This is a genomic window from Streptomyces sp. NPDC031111, from assembly GCF_055570675.1.
On the sequence record NZ_JBVIGS010000044.1, the window covers coordinates 6,781 to 22,297 of the forward strand.

The 15,517-nt window shown below is 73.4% G+C and carries 13 protein-coding genes and 1 pseudogene; 12 read left to right on the forward strand and 2 right to left on the reverse strand.

Going from position 1 to position 15,517, the window contains the following annotated elements; genetic code table 11:
- The 12 genes and pseudogenes from ACZ470_RS39750 to ACZ470_RS39805 all read left to right on the forward strand — a co-directional run.
- Positions 1–298 (forward strand): annotated as a pseudogene (locus ACZ470_RS39750) (hypothetical protein); the annotation flags it as partial.
- Positions 295–1,182, forward strand: a complete 888-nt coding sequence (locus ACZ470_RS39755) for a prephenate dehydrogenase/arogenate dehydrogenase family protein (RefSeq protein ID WP_468434834.1) — start codon at positions 295–297, stop codon at positions 1,180–1,182. The pseudogene ACZ470_RS39750 and the gene ACZ470_RS39755, both read left to right, overlap by 4 nt.
- 42 nt (positions 1,183–1,224) lie before the next feature.
- Positions 1,225–1,443: a DUF6059 family protein gene (locus ACZ470_RS39760; RefSeq protein WP_468434835.1), complete on the forward strand. Its 219-nt coding sequence runs from the start codon at positions 1,225–1,227 to the stop codon at positions 1,441–1,443.
- Between the two features lie 216 nt (positions 1,444–1,659).
- A complete protein-coding gene (locus ACZ470_RS39765; protein WP_468434836.1) occupies positions 1,660–2,904 on the forward strand; it encodes an ATP-grasp domain-containing protein in 1,245 nt (414 codons plus the stop codon).
- Positions 2,901–4,166, forward strand: a complete 1,266-nt coding sequence (locus tag ACZ470_RS39770) for an ATP-grasp domain-containing protein (protein ID WP_468434837.1) — start codon at positions 2,901–2,903, stop codon at positions 4,164–4,166. Before ACZ470_RS39765 ends, ACZ470_RS39770 begins: the two co-directional genes overlap by 4 nt.
- A gap of 38 nt (positions 4,167–4,204) precedes the next feature.
- On the forward strand, positions 4,205–4,843 hold the full coding sequence (gene epsC / locus ACZ470_RS39775) for a serine O-acetyltransferase EpsC (protein WP_468434838.1): 639 nt from the start codon (positions 4,205–4,207) through the stop codon (positions 4,841–4,843).
- A gap of 58 nt (positions 4,844–4,901) precedes the next feature.
- Positions 4,902–5,855 carry a cysteine synthase A gene (cysK, locus tag ACZ470_RS39780; RefSeq protein WP_468434839.1) on the forward strand — a complete coding sequence of 318 codons (954 nt, stop codon included), beginning with the start codon at positions 4,902–4,904 and terminating at the stop codon, positions 5,853–5,855.
- Entirely contained in the window at positions 5,852–7,084 is a 1,233-nt protein-coding gene (locus ACZ470_RS39785) for an ATP-grasp domain-containing protein (protein WP_468434840.1), read from the forward strand. Before cysK ends, ACZ470_RS39785 begins: the two co-directional genes overlap by 4 nt.
- Positions 7,085–7,283: 199 nt before the next feature.
- Positions 7,284–9,005: a non-ribosomal peptide synthetase gene (locus ACZ470_RS39790; protein ID WP_468434841.1), complete on the forward strand. Its 1,722-nt coding sequence runs from the start codon at positions 7,284–7,286 to the stop codon at positions 9,003–9,005.
- Between the two features lie 52 nt (positions 9,006–9,057).
- Positions 9,058–10,437, forward strand: a complete 1,380-nt coding sequence (locus tag ACZ470_RS39795) for a condensation domain-containing protein (RefSeq protein WP_468434842.1) — start codon at positions 9,058–9,060, stop codon at positions 10,435–10,437.
- Between the two features lie 49 nt (positions 10,438–10,486).
- On the forward strand, positions 10,487–11,725 hold the full coding sequence (locus tag ACZ470_RS39800; RefSeq protein WP_468434843.1) for an acyl-CoA dehydrogenase family protein: 1,239 nt from the start codon (positions 10,487–10,489) through the stop codon (positions 11,723–11,725).
- Positions 11,726–11,760: 35 nt separating this feature from the next.
- Entirely contained in the window at positions 11,761–13,005 is a 1,245-nt protein-coding gene (locus ACZ470_RS39805) for a cytochrome P450 family protein (RefSeq protein ID WP_468434844.1), read from the forward strand.
- Between the two features lie 155 nt (positions 13,006–13,160).
- On the opposite strand, the gene ACZ470_RS39810 is transcribed toward ACZ470_RS39805, so the two are convergent.
- Together ACZ470_RS39810 and ACZ470_RS39815 are read right to left on the reverse strand one after the other, a co-directional pair.
- Positions 13,161–13,907: a class I SAM-dependent methyltransferase gene (locus tag ACZ470_RS39810; protein WP_468434845.1), complete on the reverse strand. Its 747-nt coding sequence runs from the start codon at positions 13,905–13,907 to the stop codon at positions 13,161–13,163.
- Positions 13,904–15,274, reverse strand: coding sequence for an asparagine synthetase B family protein (locus ACZ470_RS39815; RefSeq protein WP_468434846.1), 1,371 nt, complete (start codon positions 15,272–15,274; stop codon positions 13,904–13,906). The genes ACZ470_RS39810 and ACZ470_RS39815 overlap by 4 nt, the downstream gene beginning before the upstream one ends.
- Positions 15,275–15,517: the final 243 nt, after the last annotated feature.

Below are 15,517 nucleotides of genomic sequence, written 5' to 3' on the forward strand. Positions count from 1 at the left end.
CGTCCCGCCCGGACCGGTTCGCCCGGCGGAGAGACGAAGACCGGTCCGCCCCGTGGTCACCGGTCACCCGATGACCGCGGCGGGCACCGTCCGTCCGGCCGCCCCCGCGCCCGGCATCCGCTCCCCACCAGCCGTCCCGCCCGGACCGGTTCGCCCGGCGGAGAGACGAAGACCGGTCCGCCCCGTGGTCACCGGTCACCCGATGACCGCGGCGGGCACCGTCCGTCCTGCCGCCCCCGCGCCCCGCGTCCGCTCCCCACCAGCCGTCCCGCCCGCACCCGACCAGGAGCTGACATGACACCCGCCTTCCTGCGCACCGCCGTCGTCATCGGCTGCGGCGACACGGGCACCTCGATCGCCCTCGCCCTCACCGGCGCCGGGGTCGAGGTGGCCCTCGCCGACCAGGACGCGGACGCGGTCGCCGAGGCGGAGCGGCTGGGCGCGGGCACACCGTGGACCCCCACCCGTCCGCCCGCCGACATCGTCGTCGTCGCCACCCCGCCGTCCACCGTCGTCGACGTCCTGCACTCGGCCCAGGCCCGGGGCCTGGGCCACGTCTGCACCGACACCGCCGGGACCAAGGACATCGTCGCCGCCGAGGCCGAGCTGCGCGGCTGCGACCTCAAGGGCTACGTCCCCGGCCACCCGCTGCCGGCCCGGGACGCCACGGGACCGTCCGCCTCCCGGTTCACCGGCCGGCCCTGGATCCTGTGCCCGTACGACACCACCCCCCGCTGGGCGCTGGCCACGGTCGCCGAACTCGTCGCCCTGTGCGGCGCGGTCCGCCGCGACATGAGCCCGCCGGAACACGACCGGGCCATGGCGGCCGTCGCCCACGTGCCCTACGTGGTGGCCGCCGTCCTCGCCGGCGGGCTCCTGGACGTGGACCCCGCTCTGCTGCCGCTCGCCGGCGACGAGCTGGCCGGCGCGGTACGGGCCGTCGCCACCGGTCCCGGCGCCGGCAGCGACCTGCTGGCGCACAACGCCGGCCCGGTCGCCGACCGGCTCGACAAGGCGGCCGCGGCGCTGGCCGCCGCCGCCCGGATGCTGCACCGGGGCGAGGACACCGTGCCCGTCGAACTCGCCCTGCTGCTCGAGCTGGGGGAACGGGGGCGGGCCGCGCTGGAGGCGGCCGGCGAGCACCGCACGGCCGAGGATGCCCGCGGCGGCGACCGGATGTGACGGTCACCCGGAACCCGACGCCGACCCAAGGATGGCCCACCCGTGAACCGACCCGTGAACCGGCCCGTGTCCGGCCCCGTCTTCCTGCGCCCCGTCTACGAAGCCCTCTCCGCCTTCGGCTGGCTCTTCATCGGCCCCGTCCCGCTCCCCGAGCGGCGCCCGCCCCTCACCGGCCCCGCGCCCCTGCACCCCGAACGGCTGTGCCCCGAGCGCCCGCTGACGGCCGCCGAGCTCGCCCTGCAACGCCAGCTGACGGGCTGAGCCACCCCCACTGCGCCCGGCTCCCTTCACCAGGGAGCCGGGCGCCGTCGTGTCCCCACACGGCCGTCCCATCGCCGTTCGACTTGGCTAAGTCGGATGAACGCGCAGGTCACAGCCTCGGATCGAGCGCGGCGCACGGGTGAAGATGCCGCTTTCCGTGGTGCGGAAAACGATGAGTGGGCCGTCGCCAGACGCCCTACGAGAACGGAGCCCCGCATGACACACGGCGTGCCCAACAAGCGGTTGCTGATGGTGATGCCCTACAGCCAGTTCGTCCGCAAGGCCGCGCAGGCGGGGTTCGAGGTGTGGGCGATCTGGGACCCGTCCCTGCGCGAGCGGGCCTACCTCGACCAGGTCGCCGAGCACGCCCGCGAACTGCTGCTGACCGACTTCTCCGACGAACCCGGGCTGCGCGCCCTGATCGCCTCCACCGTCCGGGCCCACGACATCGGCACCGTGCTGCACCTGGGCGCGGAGAGCAGCATGGGCCCGGTCGTCGCCGAGGCGGAGGCGCTCGGCCTGTCGCCCAACCCCGCCTCCGCGGTGCACCGCCTCAACGACAAGGCGGCGCTGCGCGCCCTGCTCGGCGAGCACGGCATCTCGCCCGTGCGCAGCGAACTCGCCCCCACCGCCGAGGCGGTCGCCGCCGCGGTGTCGCGCCTGCCGCTGCCCGTCGTGGTCAAACCCACCCGGCTGTCCGGAAGCCGCGGCATCGCCCTGATCCAGGACGCCGCCGACCTCGACGAGTGGACGGCGCGCGTCGCCGCCGCGGGACACGCCGGCCCGTATCTGGTGGAGGAGTACCTGCGGGGCCCGGAGTTCAGCGTCGAGACCCTGTCCGCCGGCGGCACCCACCACGTCATCGGCATCACCGCCAAGCGCACCACCGGCGCACCGCTGTTCGTCGAGACGTCCCACATCCATCCGGCCGCCCTCGCCCCCGCCGACAGCGCCGCCGTGCACGCCCTGGTGACCCGGCTGCTCGACGCCGCGGGCCTGGTCTTCGGCCCCGCCCACACGGAGGTGATCCTCACCGAGCACGGCCCGCGCGTCGTGGAGTCCCAGACACGGCTGGGCGGCGACCGCATCCCCCACCTCATCGAGACCGCCACCGGCTACGACATCGAGGCGGAGATCTTCCGCGTCCTCGCGGGCGCCGACATCGAGCCGCCCACCGCCCTGCACACGGCGTCCGTCGGCTTCTTCCTGCTGCCGCCGGGCCGGCTGGCGGACGTCCGCGGCCTGGACGCCGTACGGGCCCTGCCCTACGTGCACACCCTGCACTTCCCGTTCGCCCCCGGCGACGAACTGCCGCCCACCACCGACTCCGCCACCCGCCACGGCTACGTCGTCGTCGACGCCCAGTCACCGGCCGAGGCCGAGGAGCGCGTCGCCCGCGTGCGCTCCCTGCTCGCCGTCGACGTGCGCGAAGCCGCCACCTCGAAGGGAACACCGCGTTGAGCCCTGCCCCGACCGTGCTGCTGATCGGCGGCATCGACGCCCACGTGGAGCGCTTCGCCGCGCTCGGGGCGAAGATCGTCCTGATCCAGCACCCCGACAAGATCACGCCGTACCAGACCCGCACCGCCCACGCGCTGCTGATGGTCGACTACACCGACTGGGAGACCGTACTGCCCTTCGCCGAGGCCGCCCGCGCCGTCTACGGCGCCGACGCGGTGGTCTCCCTCACCGAACCCGGCCTCAACACCGCCGGCCGGCTGTCCGACCTGTGGGGGCTGGGCGACGGCAGGCGCTACGAGACCAGCCGCCGGATGCGCGACAAGTACCTGATGCGCCGTCACCTCGCCGAGAGCGGCCTGCCCGTCCCCGAGCACGGCCTCGCCGACAGCCGCGCCTCCCTGGCCGCCTTCGGCGAGCGGGCCGGCTACCCCTTCATCGTCAAGCCCGTCTCCACGACCGCCGGCTTCGGTCTGCTGCGCGTGGACGGCCCGCGGGACCTCGACGCCGTATGGGCGCGGATCGAGCGGCTGCGGGGCGGGCGCACCGACCGCGGCTCCACCATGTTCACCGTCGACGGCTTCCTCATGGAGGCCTACATCGACGGCCCCGAGTTCAGCGTCGAGTCGCTCAGCTTCGCCGGCCGTCACGTCGTCGTCGCCATCACCGAGAAGCTCACCGACGACGCCCACTTCGCCGAGCTCGGCCATGTCGTGCCCGCCCGGCTCTCCGACACCGACCGGGACCGGCTCACCACCGCGGTCCAGGACTTCCTCACCGCGATGGACGTCACCGACGGGCCGAGTCACACCGAGATCCGGCTCTCCGCCCGCGGCCCGATGGTCATCGAGTCCCACAACCGGCTCGGCGGCGGCCACATCTCGGAGCTGGTCCAGGCGGCCTACGGCATCGACCTGATCGCCTACGCGGCCGCCTGGCCGCTGGGGCTGACCGAGCCGCTGGACGCCCCGCCCGAGCCCGGCGCCGCCGCCGTCACCCGGTTCGTGCTGCGCGGCCCCGGCACCGTGACCGCCGTCCACGGCGTCGAGGAGGTCGCCGCCCGGCCCGACGTGCTGCTCGCCCAGGTCTCGGTCCGGCCCGGCGACACCGTACGGGAGCTGCGCGACAACTGGGACCGGCTCGGCAGCGTCGCGGTGACGGCCGCCGACCCCGACAGCGCGGTCCGGCTGTGCGAGCGCCTGGTCCGCGAGGAGATCCGTATCGACGTCGCCCCGGCGGCCCGGGAGGGGCTGCGGGCGGCCTGAGCCGGCGTACCGCGCCCGACCAGGAGGAGTTGACCACCATGTCCGAACGACGAGGACTGCTGACCACCCTGCGCGAGGACCTCGGTGTCGTCGTCGAACGGGACCCGTCCCTCGGCGGCCGCCGGGAGGCCCTGGGCCACACCGGGCTGTCCGCCGTGTGGGCGCACCGCGTCGCGCACCGGCTGCACCGCGGGCGCACCCGCTGGGCCGCGCGGTTCGTCGCCCGTGTCGCGCGTCGCCGCACCGGCGTCGAGATCCACCCCGGCGCGACCCTCGGCCGGCGGGTCTTCATCGACCACGGCGCCTCCGTCGTGATCGGACAGACGGCCGTCGTCGGCGACGACGTGACGATCTACCAGCAGGTCACGCTGGGTGCCGTCGGCTGGTGGGCCGACAACGCGCGCCCGCCCGGCGCACGACGGCACCCCGTGATCGGCGACCGGGTCGTCCTCGGCGCCAACGCCACGGTGCTCGGTCCCGTCACGGTCGGCGACGACTGTCTGATCGGGGCCATGGCCACCGTCACGCACGACATCCCGCCCGGCACCCGCGTCTACGCGGCCCGCTCGGTCGTCCGCCCCGCACCGGGCCCGGCCCCCGTGGGCGCGCACCCGGCGGAGCCCGCGCCGCCCGCCCTCGACGCCGTCCGCCTGCTCGCCTCGGCCGGCTCCTGGTGAGCCGCCGCGGGGCGCACCGCCCCCTTCCCGTCCGCCCCGCCCCGTCCTGGAGACTGCCGTGACCACCGCCGTCCGTACCCAACGCAAGGTCGCCGCCGGGCTCGAAGAGCTCATCGGCGACACCCCTCTCGTCCGTCTCGCCGTCACCGGGGCCGCGCCCGGCGCCGAGGTGCTGGCCAAGCTGGAATCCGCCAACCCCTTCGCCAGCAGCAAGGACCGCGCCGCCCTGGCGATGCTGCGCGGCGCGGAGGAGCGCGGCGATCTCGCCCCCGGCAGCACCGTCGTGGAGTCCACCTCGGGCAACACCGGCATCGCGCTCGCGGCCATGGCCGCCAGGCGCGGCTACCGCTGCATCGTCGTCCTGCCCGACAGCGCCACCCCCGAGCGGATCCGCCTGCTGACCGCGCTCGGCGCCGAGGTCGTGCAGACACCCAGCGCCGAGCGGTTCGCGGGGGCCATCGCCAAGGCGGAGGAGATCCAGGCCGCGACCCCCCGGTCCTGGTACGTGCGCCAGCACGAGAACCCCGACAACGTCCGCGCCCACTACGAGAGCACCGGACCGGAGATCTGGGCCGACACCGGAGGCCGCGTCGACGTGCTCGTCGTGGGCGTCGGCACCGGCGGCACCCTCACCGGCGCCGGGCGCTACCTGCGCGAACGCAACCCCGACCTGCGGATCGTCGCCGTCGAACCGGAGAACTCCCCGGTGCTGTCCCGCGGCTTCGCGGGCACCCACCGCATCCCCGGCCTCAACGGCGGATTCGTGTCGCCCACCACGGACGTCTCACTCATCGACGAGGTGATCACCTGCCCGGACGAGGCGGCCCTGGCCACCGCCCTCGCCCTGGTGCGCGAGCAGGGACTGTTCGCGGGAGTCTCCTCCGGCGCCGCCGTGTACGCGGCGGTCATCCTCGCGCGGCGGCCCGAGTCCGCCGGCAAGACCGTCGTCACGATCCTGCCCGACACCGGCGAGCGCTACGTCAGCATCTTCAACGAAGGGCACAGCTCATGACCACCCTGGTCCTGCACCGAGGCTCCCTGCGGGCCAACCCCTACGAGCGCTGGCTCGCCGAGCGGGAGGAGAAGCTCGTCCTGCTCGGCTCCGCCGAGCAGCTCGCCCTGTTCGGCGAGGAACTGCCCACCGCCGCGCCCTACCTGCACGCCGAGGTGCTGCCCGACTACGACTACAGCCCCCGCGTCGCCGAACGGGCCGCCGAGCTCATCGAGGAGTACGGCGTCACGGACCTGGTGGCCTGCCAGGAGGTCGACATCGAGCGCGCCGCCGCCCTGCGCGAACGCTACGGGCTCCCGGGGCAGCGGCTGGACAGCGCGGTGGTCTACCGCGACAAGTGGGAGATGAAGCAGGCCGCCCTGCGGGCCGGCATCAAGGTCGCCGACCACGCCCTGCTGCAAAGGGCCGCCGACCTCACCGCCTTCGCCGGCCGCCACGGACTGCCCGTGGTGGTCAAGCCGCGCCGCGGCGCCGGATCCATCGGCCTGGCCATCCTGCGCACGGAGGAGGAACTGGCCGCCTGGCTCGACACCGCCGAGCTGACCGGCCCGGACGGCGAGCCGCAGTGGCTGGCCGAGACGTTCGTCGAGGGCTCCATGTGCCACATCGACGGCACCGTCCTGGACGGGCGGATCGCCACCCTGTGGCCCTCCCGGTACCTGTACGCGCTGGCGAACTTCCGTGACCGCGCGGGCCGGGTCGACATCGCCCTCGACGTCACCGACCCGGTCGCCCGCAGGCTCACCGAGTTCGGCGAGCGGCTCCTGGACGCCTTCGGCGGACCCGAGCACTTCGCCTTCCACATCGAGGTGTTCCACACCGACGACGACGAACTCGTCCTGTGCGAGGCCGCCTCCCGCGCGGGCGGGGCAGGGGTCCGCGACGTCCAGCGCGCCCTGTTCGGCTTCGACCCGATGGAGTACCCGGTACGCCGACAGCTGGGCCTGCCCGTGGACCTCGAGGGCCGTGCGGACCCCGGGCGGAGCGCCGGACAGCTGCTGTTCACCAAGCGTCCGGGCGTGCTGCGCGCCCTGCCCGACCCGGCGACGCTGCCGCCGGGCGTCGTGAAGTACACGACGTACGCCCAGGTGGGAGAGGAGGTGCCCGAGGCCTCGCACTCCGGGGACTTCCTCGCCGCGTTCGTGATCACCGGTGCCGACCGGGCCGAGTGCGAGGCGCGCATCCGGGCCGCCGAGGCCTGGTTCACCGCCGGTCTCGACATCGGCTGAGCCACCCGACCTGACCAAGTACGCGCCAGGCGCGCGGCGGAGCGGGGCGCGGCAATCCAGGAGATGCCGCGCCTCCGGCCGCTGTGTGACCGTTCCGGCAGAGCCGGGGGCGGCACGGTGACGTCCGCAGCCCGGAGGGCCGATCGGATGGGACAACGCCTTGGTCAGCACATCGATTCAGCAGCGATTCGCCGCGCAGGTGAGCTCGACACCGGACGCGGTGGCCGTCTCGGCGCCCCTGGACGGCACCGTCCTGACCTACCGCCGGCTCGACGAGCGCGCCAACCGGCTCGCGCACCGGCTGATCGGCCTCGGGGTGCGGCCGGGCGACCCGGTCGCCGTGCTGATGGAACGCTCGCCCGAGGTCGTCGTCGCCCTGCTGGCCGTGGTGAAGGCCGGCGCCGTATGCCTGCCCCTGCACAGCGCCTACCCGCTCGCGCGGATGCAGCAGATCACCGACCGCGCGGGCGCGCCCGTCCTGCTGACCGACGCCGCGATGCGCACGCGCGGACTGCCCCGGGCCGGCGAGGTCGTCGAGCCCGCCACCGACCCGGCGGTGGCCGCCTGCCCGGCCACCGACCCGGGCGTGGCGGGCGACCTCGACGCCGTGGCCTGCGTCATCCACACCTCGGGCTCCACCGGCGAACCCAAGGGCGTGGAGGTCACCCACCGCGGGGTGCTCGCGTTCGCCGCCGACCCCTCCTGGGGCGAGGCGCACCGGCGGATCCTGTCCCTGGCCCCCTACGCCTTCGGCGTGTCCGCGTACGAGATCTGGGTGCCGCTGCTGGGCGGCGGCCGGGTCGTCCTGGCCCCGCCGGGCGAGCCCGACGTGAGCACCGTGCGCCGGCTCCTCGCGGACGAGGGCATCACCGCCCTGCACGTGACGGCCGGGCTCTTCCGCGTCTTCGCCCAGGAGGCACCCGACCTCTTCGCCCCGGTCCGCGAGGTGCTCACCGGCGGCGACGTCGTCGCCCCGACCGCCGTGCGGCGCGTACTGGACGCCTGCCCCGGCATCGTCGTACGGGCCATGTACGGCGCCACCGAACTCACCGCCTTCGCGGCGCACACCACGATGACCGCCTCCTGCCCGCCGGACGGCCCCGTCCCCGTCGGCCGGCCGATGGACGGCGTGGACTTCCGCCTCCTCGGACCCGGTCTTCACCCCGTGCCCGACGGGGAGACCGGTGAGCTGTACGTCGCCGGCGACCGGCTGGCCCGCGGCTACCACCGCAACACCGAGCTGACCGCGGACCGCTTCGTCACCGACCCGTCCGGCACGCGCATGTACCGCACCGGGGACCTGATGAGGCGCACCCCCGACGGGCAGCTGGAGTTCGCCGGGCGCGTCGGCGACCAGCTCAAGATCCGCGGCCATCTGGTGGAGCCGGGCGAGGTGGAGCACGTCCTGGCCCGCCAGGACGGCGTGGCGGACGTCGCCGTCGTCGCCCGCGACGACGCCGCCGGCGAGGACAAGCGGCTCGTCGCCTACGTGGTGCGGGGCCCCGCCGGTGTGTCCGCCGACGGCCTGCGCGACGCGGTCGCCGCCCTGCTGCCCGACTACATGGTCCCCTCCGCCTTCGTCGTGCTCGACGCCCTGCCCCTGACGCCCAACGGAAAGCTGGACCGCGCCGCGCTGCCCGCACCCGAGCGGCCCGCGCCCGCCCCGGCCTCGGACCCCGACGAGCTCACGCCCGGCCGGCAGGTGCTGTGCGGTCTGTTCGCCCGCGCGCTCGGCCTCGACGCGGTCGGCCCCCACGACAGCTTCTTCGAGCTGGGCGGCGAGTCCCTCCAGGCCATCCGGCTGGCCGGCCGCATCGCGGCGGAGCTGGGCGTGGAGGTGTCCGCCGCGGACATCCTCAGCCACCCGACCGTCGCCGAACTCGAAACCCGGCTGCGGGACATGACGCCCGCCTCCCTCTAGGCCCACCCGGGCACGACGCGGTCGCCCACGACCGGGAAATGGATTGGTCACCTTGAGCATCACTGCCGCAGCGCCGCAGACCGACGACAGCACCGCCCAGCGGATCCCGCTGTCGTACAACCAGCAGTTCCTGCGCGCCTTCGACAAGGGCGAGACGGACGGGGCCTTCGGCCACCGGCACACCCTCGTGTGCGGCTGGCGCGTCACCGGCGCCGTCGACACCGACGCCCTCCAGCGCGCCCTCGACGACGTGGTCGAGCGGCACGAGGTGCTGCGCACCGCCGTGGTCGGCGACGACGAGGGCGGCCACCAGATCGTGCACCCGCCCGCGCCGGTCGCCCTGGAGGTCACCGACCTGCCCGCGTCGGACACCTCGCGCGACCTGCGAGCCGAGGAGTTCCTGGGCGACCTCGACGCCGCCCCGTTCCCGGTGCGCGAACTGCCGCACCTGCGGGCCTTCCTGGGCCGCTTCGACGCCACCGACGCCGTCCTGGTGCTGGCCACCCACCACACGTCCACCGACGCCTGGTCCCTCCAGGTCCTGATGCGCGACCTGGTCGCCGCCTACCGCGCCCGTGCCGCCGGCGGCACCCCCGACGCGGGCGAGGTGGCCCAGTACCAGGAGTTCGCCCGCTACCAGCAGGACAACGCCGACAACGACCGCACCGACCGGGCCCGCGCCTACTGGCGCGAGCGCCTCGCCGGAGCCGAGATCACCGGCATCACCTCCGACCGGCCGGCCAAGGCGGACCTGCCGAGCGCGTACGGCGTGCACCGCTTCGTCTTCGACGCCGAACTCTCCAAGAAGGTGGTCGAGTTCGCCCGTGCCGAGCGCTGCACCCCCTTCATGGTGCTCGCCGCCGCCTACAGCGTGCTGCTGCGCCTGCGCACCGGCACCACCGACGTCGTCTTCCCGACCTTCTCCTCCGGCCGCTACGAGGAGCGGTTCGCCGACTCGGTCGGCCCGTTCTTCAACTTCGTGCCGATCCGCGTCGACACGAGCGACTGCGCCAGCCTCGCCGACGTCCTGGACCGGTCCCGCGCCGCCTGCGTGGGCGCCTACCGCAACGAGATCCCCTTCGCCCGGATCGCCGAGGACAGCCCCGCCCTGCTCGCGCCGTTCGCCGACGGCTTCCTCGCCGTCGTCGCCTTCGAGGTGCTCCAGTCGGCGTTCCCGCTCGACGGCGGCGAGACGGGCGGCCCCCGCTTCACCGAGATCCGCCGCCGCACCCTGTCCCAGCAGGTCAGCTCGGCCATCCCGGACGGCGGCCTGTGGGCCATGGACGTCCTGCCCGGCGGCGAGCTCGCGGGCAGCCTGAAGTTCGACCACAACCGCTTCGACGAGCGCACGGCCCAGGGCCTGGTGGAGCAGTTCCGCGACCTGCTCGCGGTCCTGGCCGGCGCCCCGCAGACGGCACTGGCGCACCTGTGACCTCGACGCCCCGCAGGCGATCCCTTCGACGCAAGAGGACCGATCGACGATGACCACCACCCTGCCCGAGACGTTCGCGCCGCGTGCCGCCGTGCCCGAGCCGGACCTCACCCCGGACGAGATCGTCGCCCGCGCCGAGGAACTGGCGGCCGGCCTGCCCGCCCGGCAGGCCGAGACCGAGCGGCGCGGCTACTACGCGGAGGACACCCACGAGGCGTTCACCCGCGCCGGCTTCTACCGCATCCTGGTCCCGCGCCGGTACGGCGGCTACGAGTTCGGCCCGGCGACGTTCATGAAGGTCGCCACGGCCCTGGCCCGCGGCTGCCCGTCGACCGGCTGGATGTACCTGTTCGGCGCGGCCCACGCCCTGGTCGCCGCGACCCTGTTCGACGAGCGCACCCAGGCCGAGCTGTTCGCCGGCGGCGACTTCATCTGCCCGGCCACGGTGGCCCCCGCCGGCAGCGCGACCCGCGCCGAGGACGGCTCGTGGCAGCTGGAGGGCACCTGGAACTACTGCTCCGGCGCCCCCTACGCCACCCACTTCATCGGCCACACCCTGGTCTTCGGCGACCCCGGGCAGCCGCCCGCGCCGATGCTGTTCATCGCCGAGCGGGCGCAGTTCGAGCGCCTGGACGACTGGGGCGACCAGCTCGGCCTCAAGGGCAGCGGCTCGCACAGCATCCGCATCGAGGGCGCCCGCATCCCCGCCCACCGCACCCTGCCCGGCCACCTCAGCCAGATCCCGGTCACCGACGAACTGCCGGGGCGCACCCTGCACGGCCCCGAGTACGGCGGCGGACCGCTCAGTTTCATGCTGCTCGAGCTCGGCGCGCTGGCCGTGGGCATGGCCCGGGGTGCCCTGGACGCGTACGAGGAGCTGATGCGCACCCGCACCACCACGTTCTTCCCGATCGTCCCGCGCACCGAGGACCCCGACTTCCAGTTCCGGTTCGGCGAGGCCACCGGCATGATCGCCACCGCCGACGCGGCGATGACCGAGGCCGTACGGCAGTGGGAGCAGCTCTGCCTGAAGGACGCCGCGGCCTTCACCCGCGAGGAGGAGCTGCGGCTGGCCACCATCAGCCGTGAGGTGGTCCGGCTGTGCTGGCGGGCCGTCGAGGGCCAGCTGTTCCCGACGGCGGGCTCCAGCTCCGTACGCGCCGGAGAGCGCGTCGAACGGGTCTGGCGCGACCTGTCGATGCTGCACAGCCACGCCGGCAACGGCGTCTTCCTCGCCTCGCACGCCGGCCGGGAGCTGGCCCGCGCCCACTTCGGCACCGGTCAGTGACCGCCCCCGACCCTTCTGAAGACAGGGAAAATCCCATGGAGCAAGGCTGCCCCTTCGCCCTCGACACCACCGGGCGGGACATCCACGGTGAAGCCGCCGTCCTGCGGGCCCAGGGACCCGCGGTCCAGGTGGAACTGCCCGGCGGCGTCCTCGCCTGGTCGCTGAACGGCCACGACGTCATCAAGAAGGTGCTCGGCGACCCGCGGGTCACCAAGAGCGCCCGCAACCACTGGCCCGCCTTCCAGAGCGGTGAGATACGGCCCGACTGGGAGCTGATCAGCTGGGTGGCCATGGACAACATGGTCACCGCCTACGGCAAGGACCACGTCCGGCTGCGCAAGCTGACCGGCAAGGCGTTCAGCCCGCGCCGCACGGAGGCGTTCCGCCCGCGCGTGGAGGAACTCACCGACCAGCTCCTCGACGGCCTGGCCCAGGCCGCGCCCGGCGAGGTGGTGGACCTGCGCGAGCGGTTCGCCTACCCGCTGCCGGCGCGCCTGGTCGCCGACCTGATCGGCATGCCCGAGGAGGCCCGCGCCAAGACCGCCAAGGTCATCGACGCCATGGTGGACACCACCATCACCCCCGAGCAGGCCCAGGCCGTGCTCGCTGGCTGGCGCGGCGCGATGGCGGACCTGATCGCCGACAAGCGGCGCGAGCCCGGCGAGGACATCACCAGCGACCTCGTGGCCGCCCGCGACGAGGACGGCTCGCGACTGTCCGAGGACGAGCTGACCGACACGATCTTCGCGATCCTCGGGGCCGGCTCCGAGACCACCATCAACTTCTTCGACAACGCCATCACCGCGCTGCTGTCCGACCCCGCGCAGCTGGAACTGGTCCGCTCCGGGCAGGCCACCTGGGACGACGTCATCGACGAGACGCTGCGCGTGGAGTCGCCGCTGGCGCACCTGCCGCTGCGCTACGCCGCCGAGGACATCGAGCTCGACGGCGTCACCATCCCGAAGGGCGACCCGATCCTGGTCAACTACAGCGCGGTGGGCCGCGATCCGCGGCTGCACCCGGACAACCCCGGCGTCTTCGACCTCACCCGCGCGGACAAGGAGCACCTGTCCTTCGGCTTCGGCCCGCACTACTGCCTCGGCGTGGGCGTGGCCCGCCTGGTGGCCCGCACCGGCCTGTCCCGCCTCTTCGAACGCTTCCCGGACCTGTCGCTCGCCGTCCCCCGCGAGGAGCTCCAGCCCCTCCCGACCTTCATCATGAACGGCCACCGCAGCCTCCCGGTCCGTCTGACGGTCCCGGCGCTGGTCCCGGCTTCCTGAACCCACCGACGTCAGCGGTTCGCCGGACGCGCCGACCGGACCTCAAGGCCGGTCGGCGCGCGGTCCGGTTTCGGGGTGCCATGCGTACACTCCTCAGCCCATGCGGGGGAGGCCCGACCTGTCACAGCGCTGATCGGTCTCACCTCACCCGCCCGTCATCGCCGGGTGTATCGGGCCACCGTGCATGCGGTCGGGCCGGTGAGTCCCGTTCCTGTGCCGTCGAGCATGTCCAGGATCTCGAAGCCGGCGCTCTCCGCGTAGCGCTCCAACTCGCGGGGGAACAGGACGCGCCTGCGGATCTCGTCCTCGGCCTCGTCGCCCGAGGAGAGCATCCAGTGCCGGTGCATGGTGTTGATCTGGGTCCGCAGGTCCCACTCATGCCGGATGGTCACGGTAGCCGGTCCCTTCGGGGTGTCGACCGTGGCGGTGGTCGGCTCGGTCCGGGTGATCGGGGCGATGGGCGAGTACAGCACAAGCAGGGCGCTCGGCCGGGCGTGGGCCGCGAAGGTGGTGAAGACCTGGCTGATCTCGTTGTTGTCGTGCACGTAGGCGAGGCTGTTGCCCATGCAGGTCACTACATCCATGCGCTCACCGAGTCGTACGGTGCGCATGTCGCCAGTGCGGATGTCCAGCCACGGCCGGGCCTGCTGGGCGTGGTTGACCATGCCGGGCTGGAGGTCCACGCCGATGCACTCGAAGCGCTTGGCGAGGATCTCCAGGTCCCGGCCGGTACCACATCCGAAGTCGACCAGGGTCCGGGCGTCCGGTCGGTGCGACTCGATCAGGGCCTGGCACATTCCGGCGCTCGTGCTGTCGGACTGGACCAGGTCATAGAGGGCCGGATCGCGGTACAGGAGATTGGTGGCTTCCACGTGTTCGGCTTCCGTGCTGGGGCTGGTCACATGAGGCTTCGCAGTCCGATCTCCAGGGCGAGCACATCGCACAGCAGATCGGGAACGACAGGGGCGGCGTCGGCGTCCCTCCGCGCCTCGGCGAGCGCCTTGCCGCCAACGTAGCCGAGGTCCACCAGAATGGACTCCTTCAGCATGCCGTCCAGCGCGGGCAAACCGTACGACCGCAGCCCCTTTTCCAGGACGGCCAGGAAGTTCTCCGGTTCGGTCGGCGCTGCCACTCTCTCGGACAGCCCGGCCCGCCTGATCCGCTCGCGGAACAGAGCCTTGCCCCGCTTGTGTTCGTGCGGCAGCTGCTCCATGAACCGAACGATCCGTGGGTGTGCGAGCGGGCTCACCGGCCAGATCCCGGCCCTGAGGAATCCGGGATTGTGCATTCCGAACGCCATCAGGGTCGGCACGGGCAGCACCGGGATGGGCGCCAGGTGCTCGTTCACCTCGCTGAGCGCGCGGACTGCTTTGCCGCCGAGCCACGGTACGGGTTGGGGCGTCGGCAGTTCGGCCTGCGTCCTGGAGTGGTGTGCATTGATCTCGTCCCCGCCGCTACCCGTGAACATGACCTCGCACCGCCGGGCGGCAGCCTGCTCTCGCACGACATCGAACGCCTCCTGGTAAAAGGCTCCCGCCGGATCGTGCGGCCTGCACAGAGCGCGTACGCCTCCGGGGCCGAAGGGCGGGTGCCGCATGGCGGGAGTGGCCGCGTCCCGGAAGCCACAGTGCTCCACAAGGGCTCGACGCCGCGCGTACTGCTGCCTGCCGGTGCTTCCTCCCACGAGCAAGCCGAAGCTGTGCACCTCGGGGAAGCAGGCTGTCTTCACGGACAAGGCGACGTTCCCGGAGTCCGCCCCGCCGGACAGTTCGACACCCACACATCCGGTTGCCGTCGGGGCCTGGCGGATCACGTCGGTCAGCAACCCGTCCAGAGCCACGAGTGGATCAACTCCAGGCCGGATCGTACGCGGCTCAAGTACGTGTTCGGCAGGCTCCGGATAGCGAATGCTGAGCCCCGAGGCGGTGAACGTAGCCGCTGCCCTCTCGGTCAGGCGGTAGACACCTTCGAACACCGTCTCGGATGTGTAGCGGTGCTGCCGCGTCAGCGTGCGGGCGACGACTCGCGGCACCAGACGGTCGGCGCGCAGATGCGGCCGCAGCAGTGTCAGGTCCCATGAGGCGCGCAGCTCGCCTGGCTGCTCCACCAGGTACAGCGGGGCCGTGCCGAAGACGCCTGCCGCCAGCCTGACTTCTCCGGGCGCCATGTCGAGTACGACGTAATCAGCCTCGTCCCGCTTGCACTCCCTCACACGAACCCGCACACGCGGCGCATGGTCGTCGTTGACCTCCATGACCAGTGCTGACACGTTCGCGGACTCGATCCAGCTCTCACCACTGATCCAACGGCCACCTTCCGATCTCCACTGCGGCTCCCGAAGGTCGTCCAGGCGTAGACGCATCGACAACATGTCGTTCCCTCTCGAAGTCGTGCGGCGGGGGGGGGGGGGGGGGGGGGGGGGGGGGGGGGGGGGGAGGGGGGGGGGGGGGGGGGGGGGGGGGGGGGAGGGGCAGCCCCGAAGGGGAGGGGGGGGGGGGGGGGGGGGGGGGGA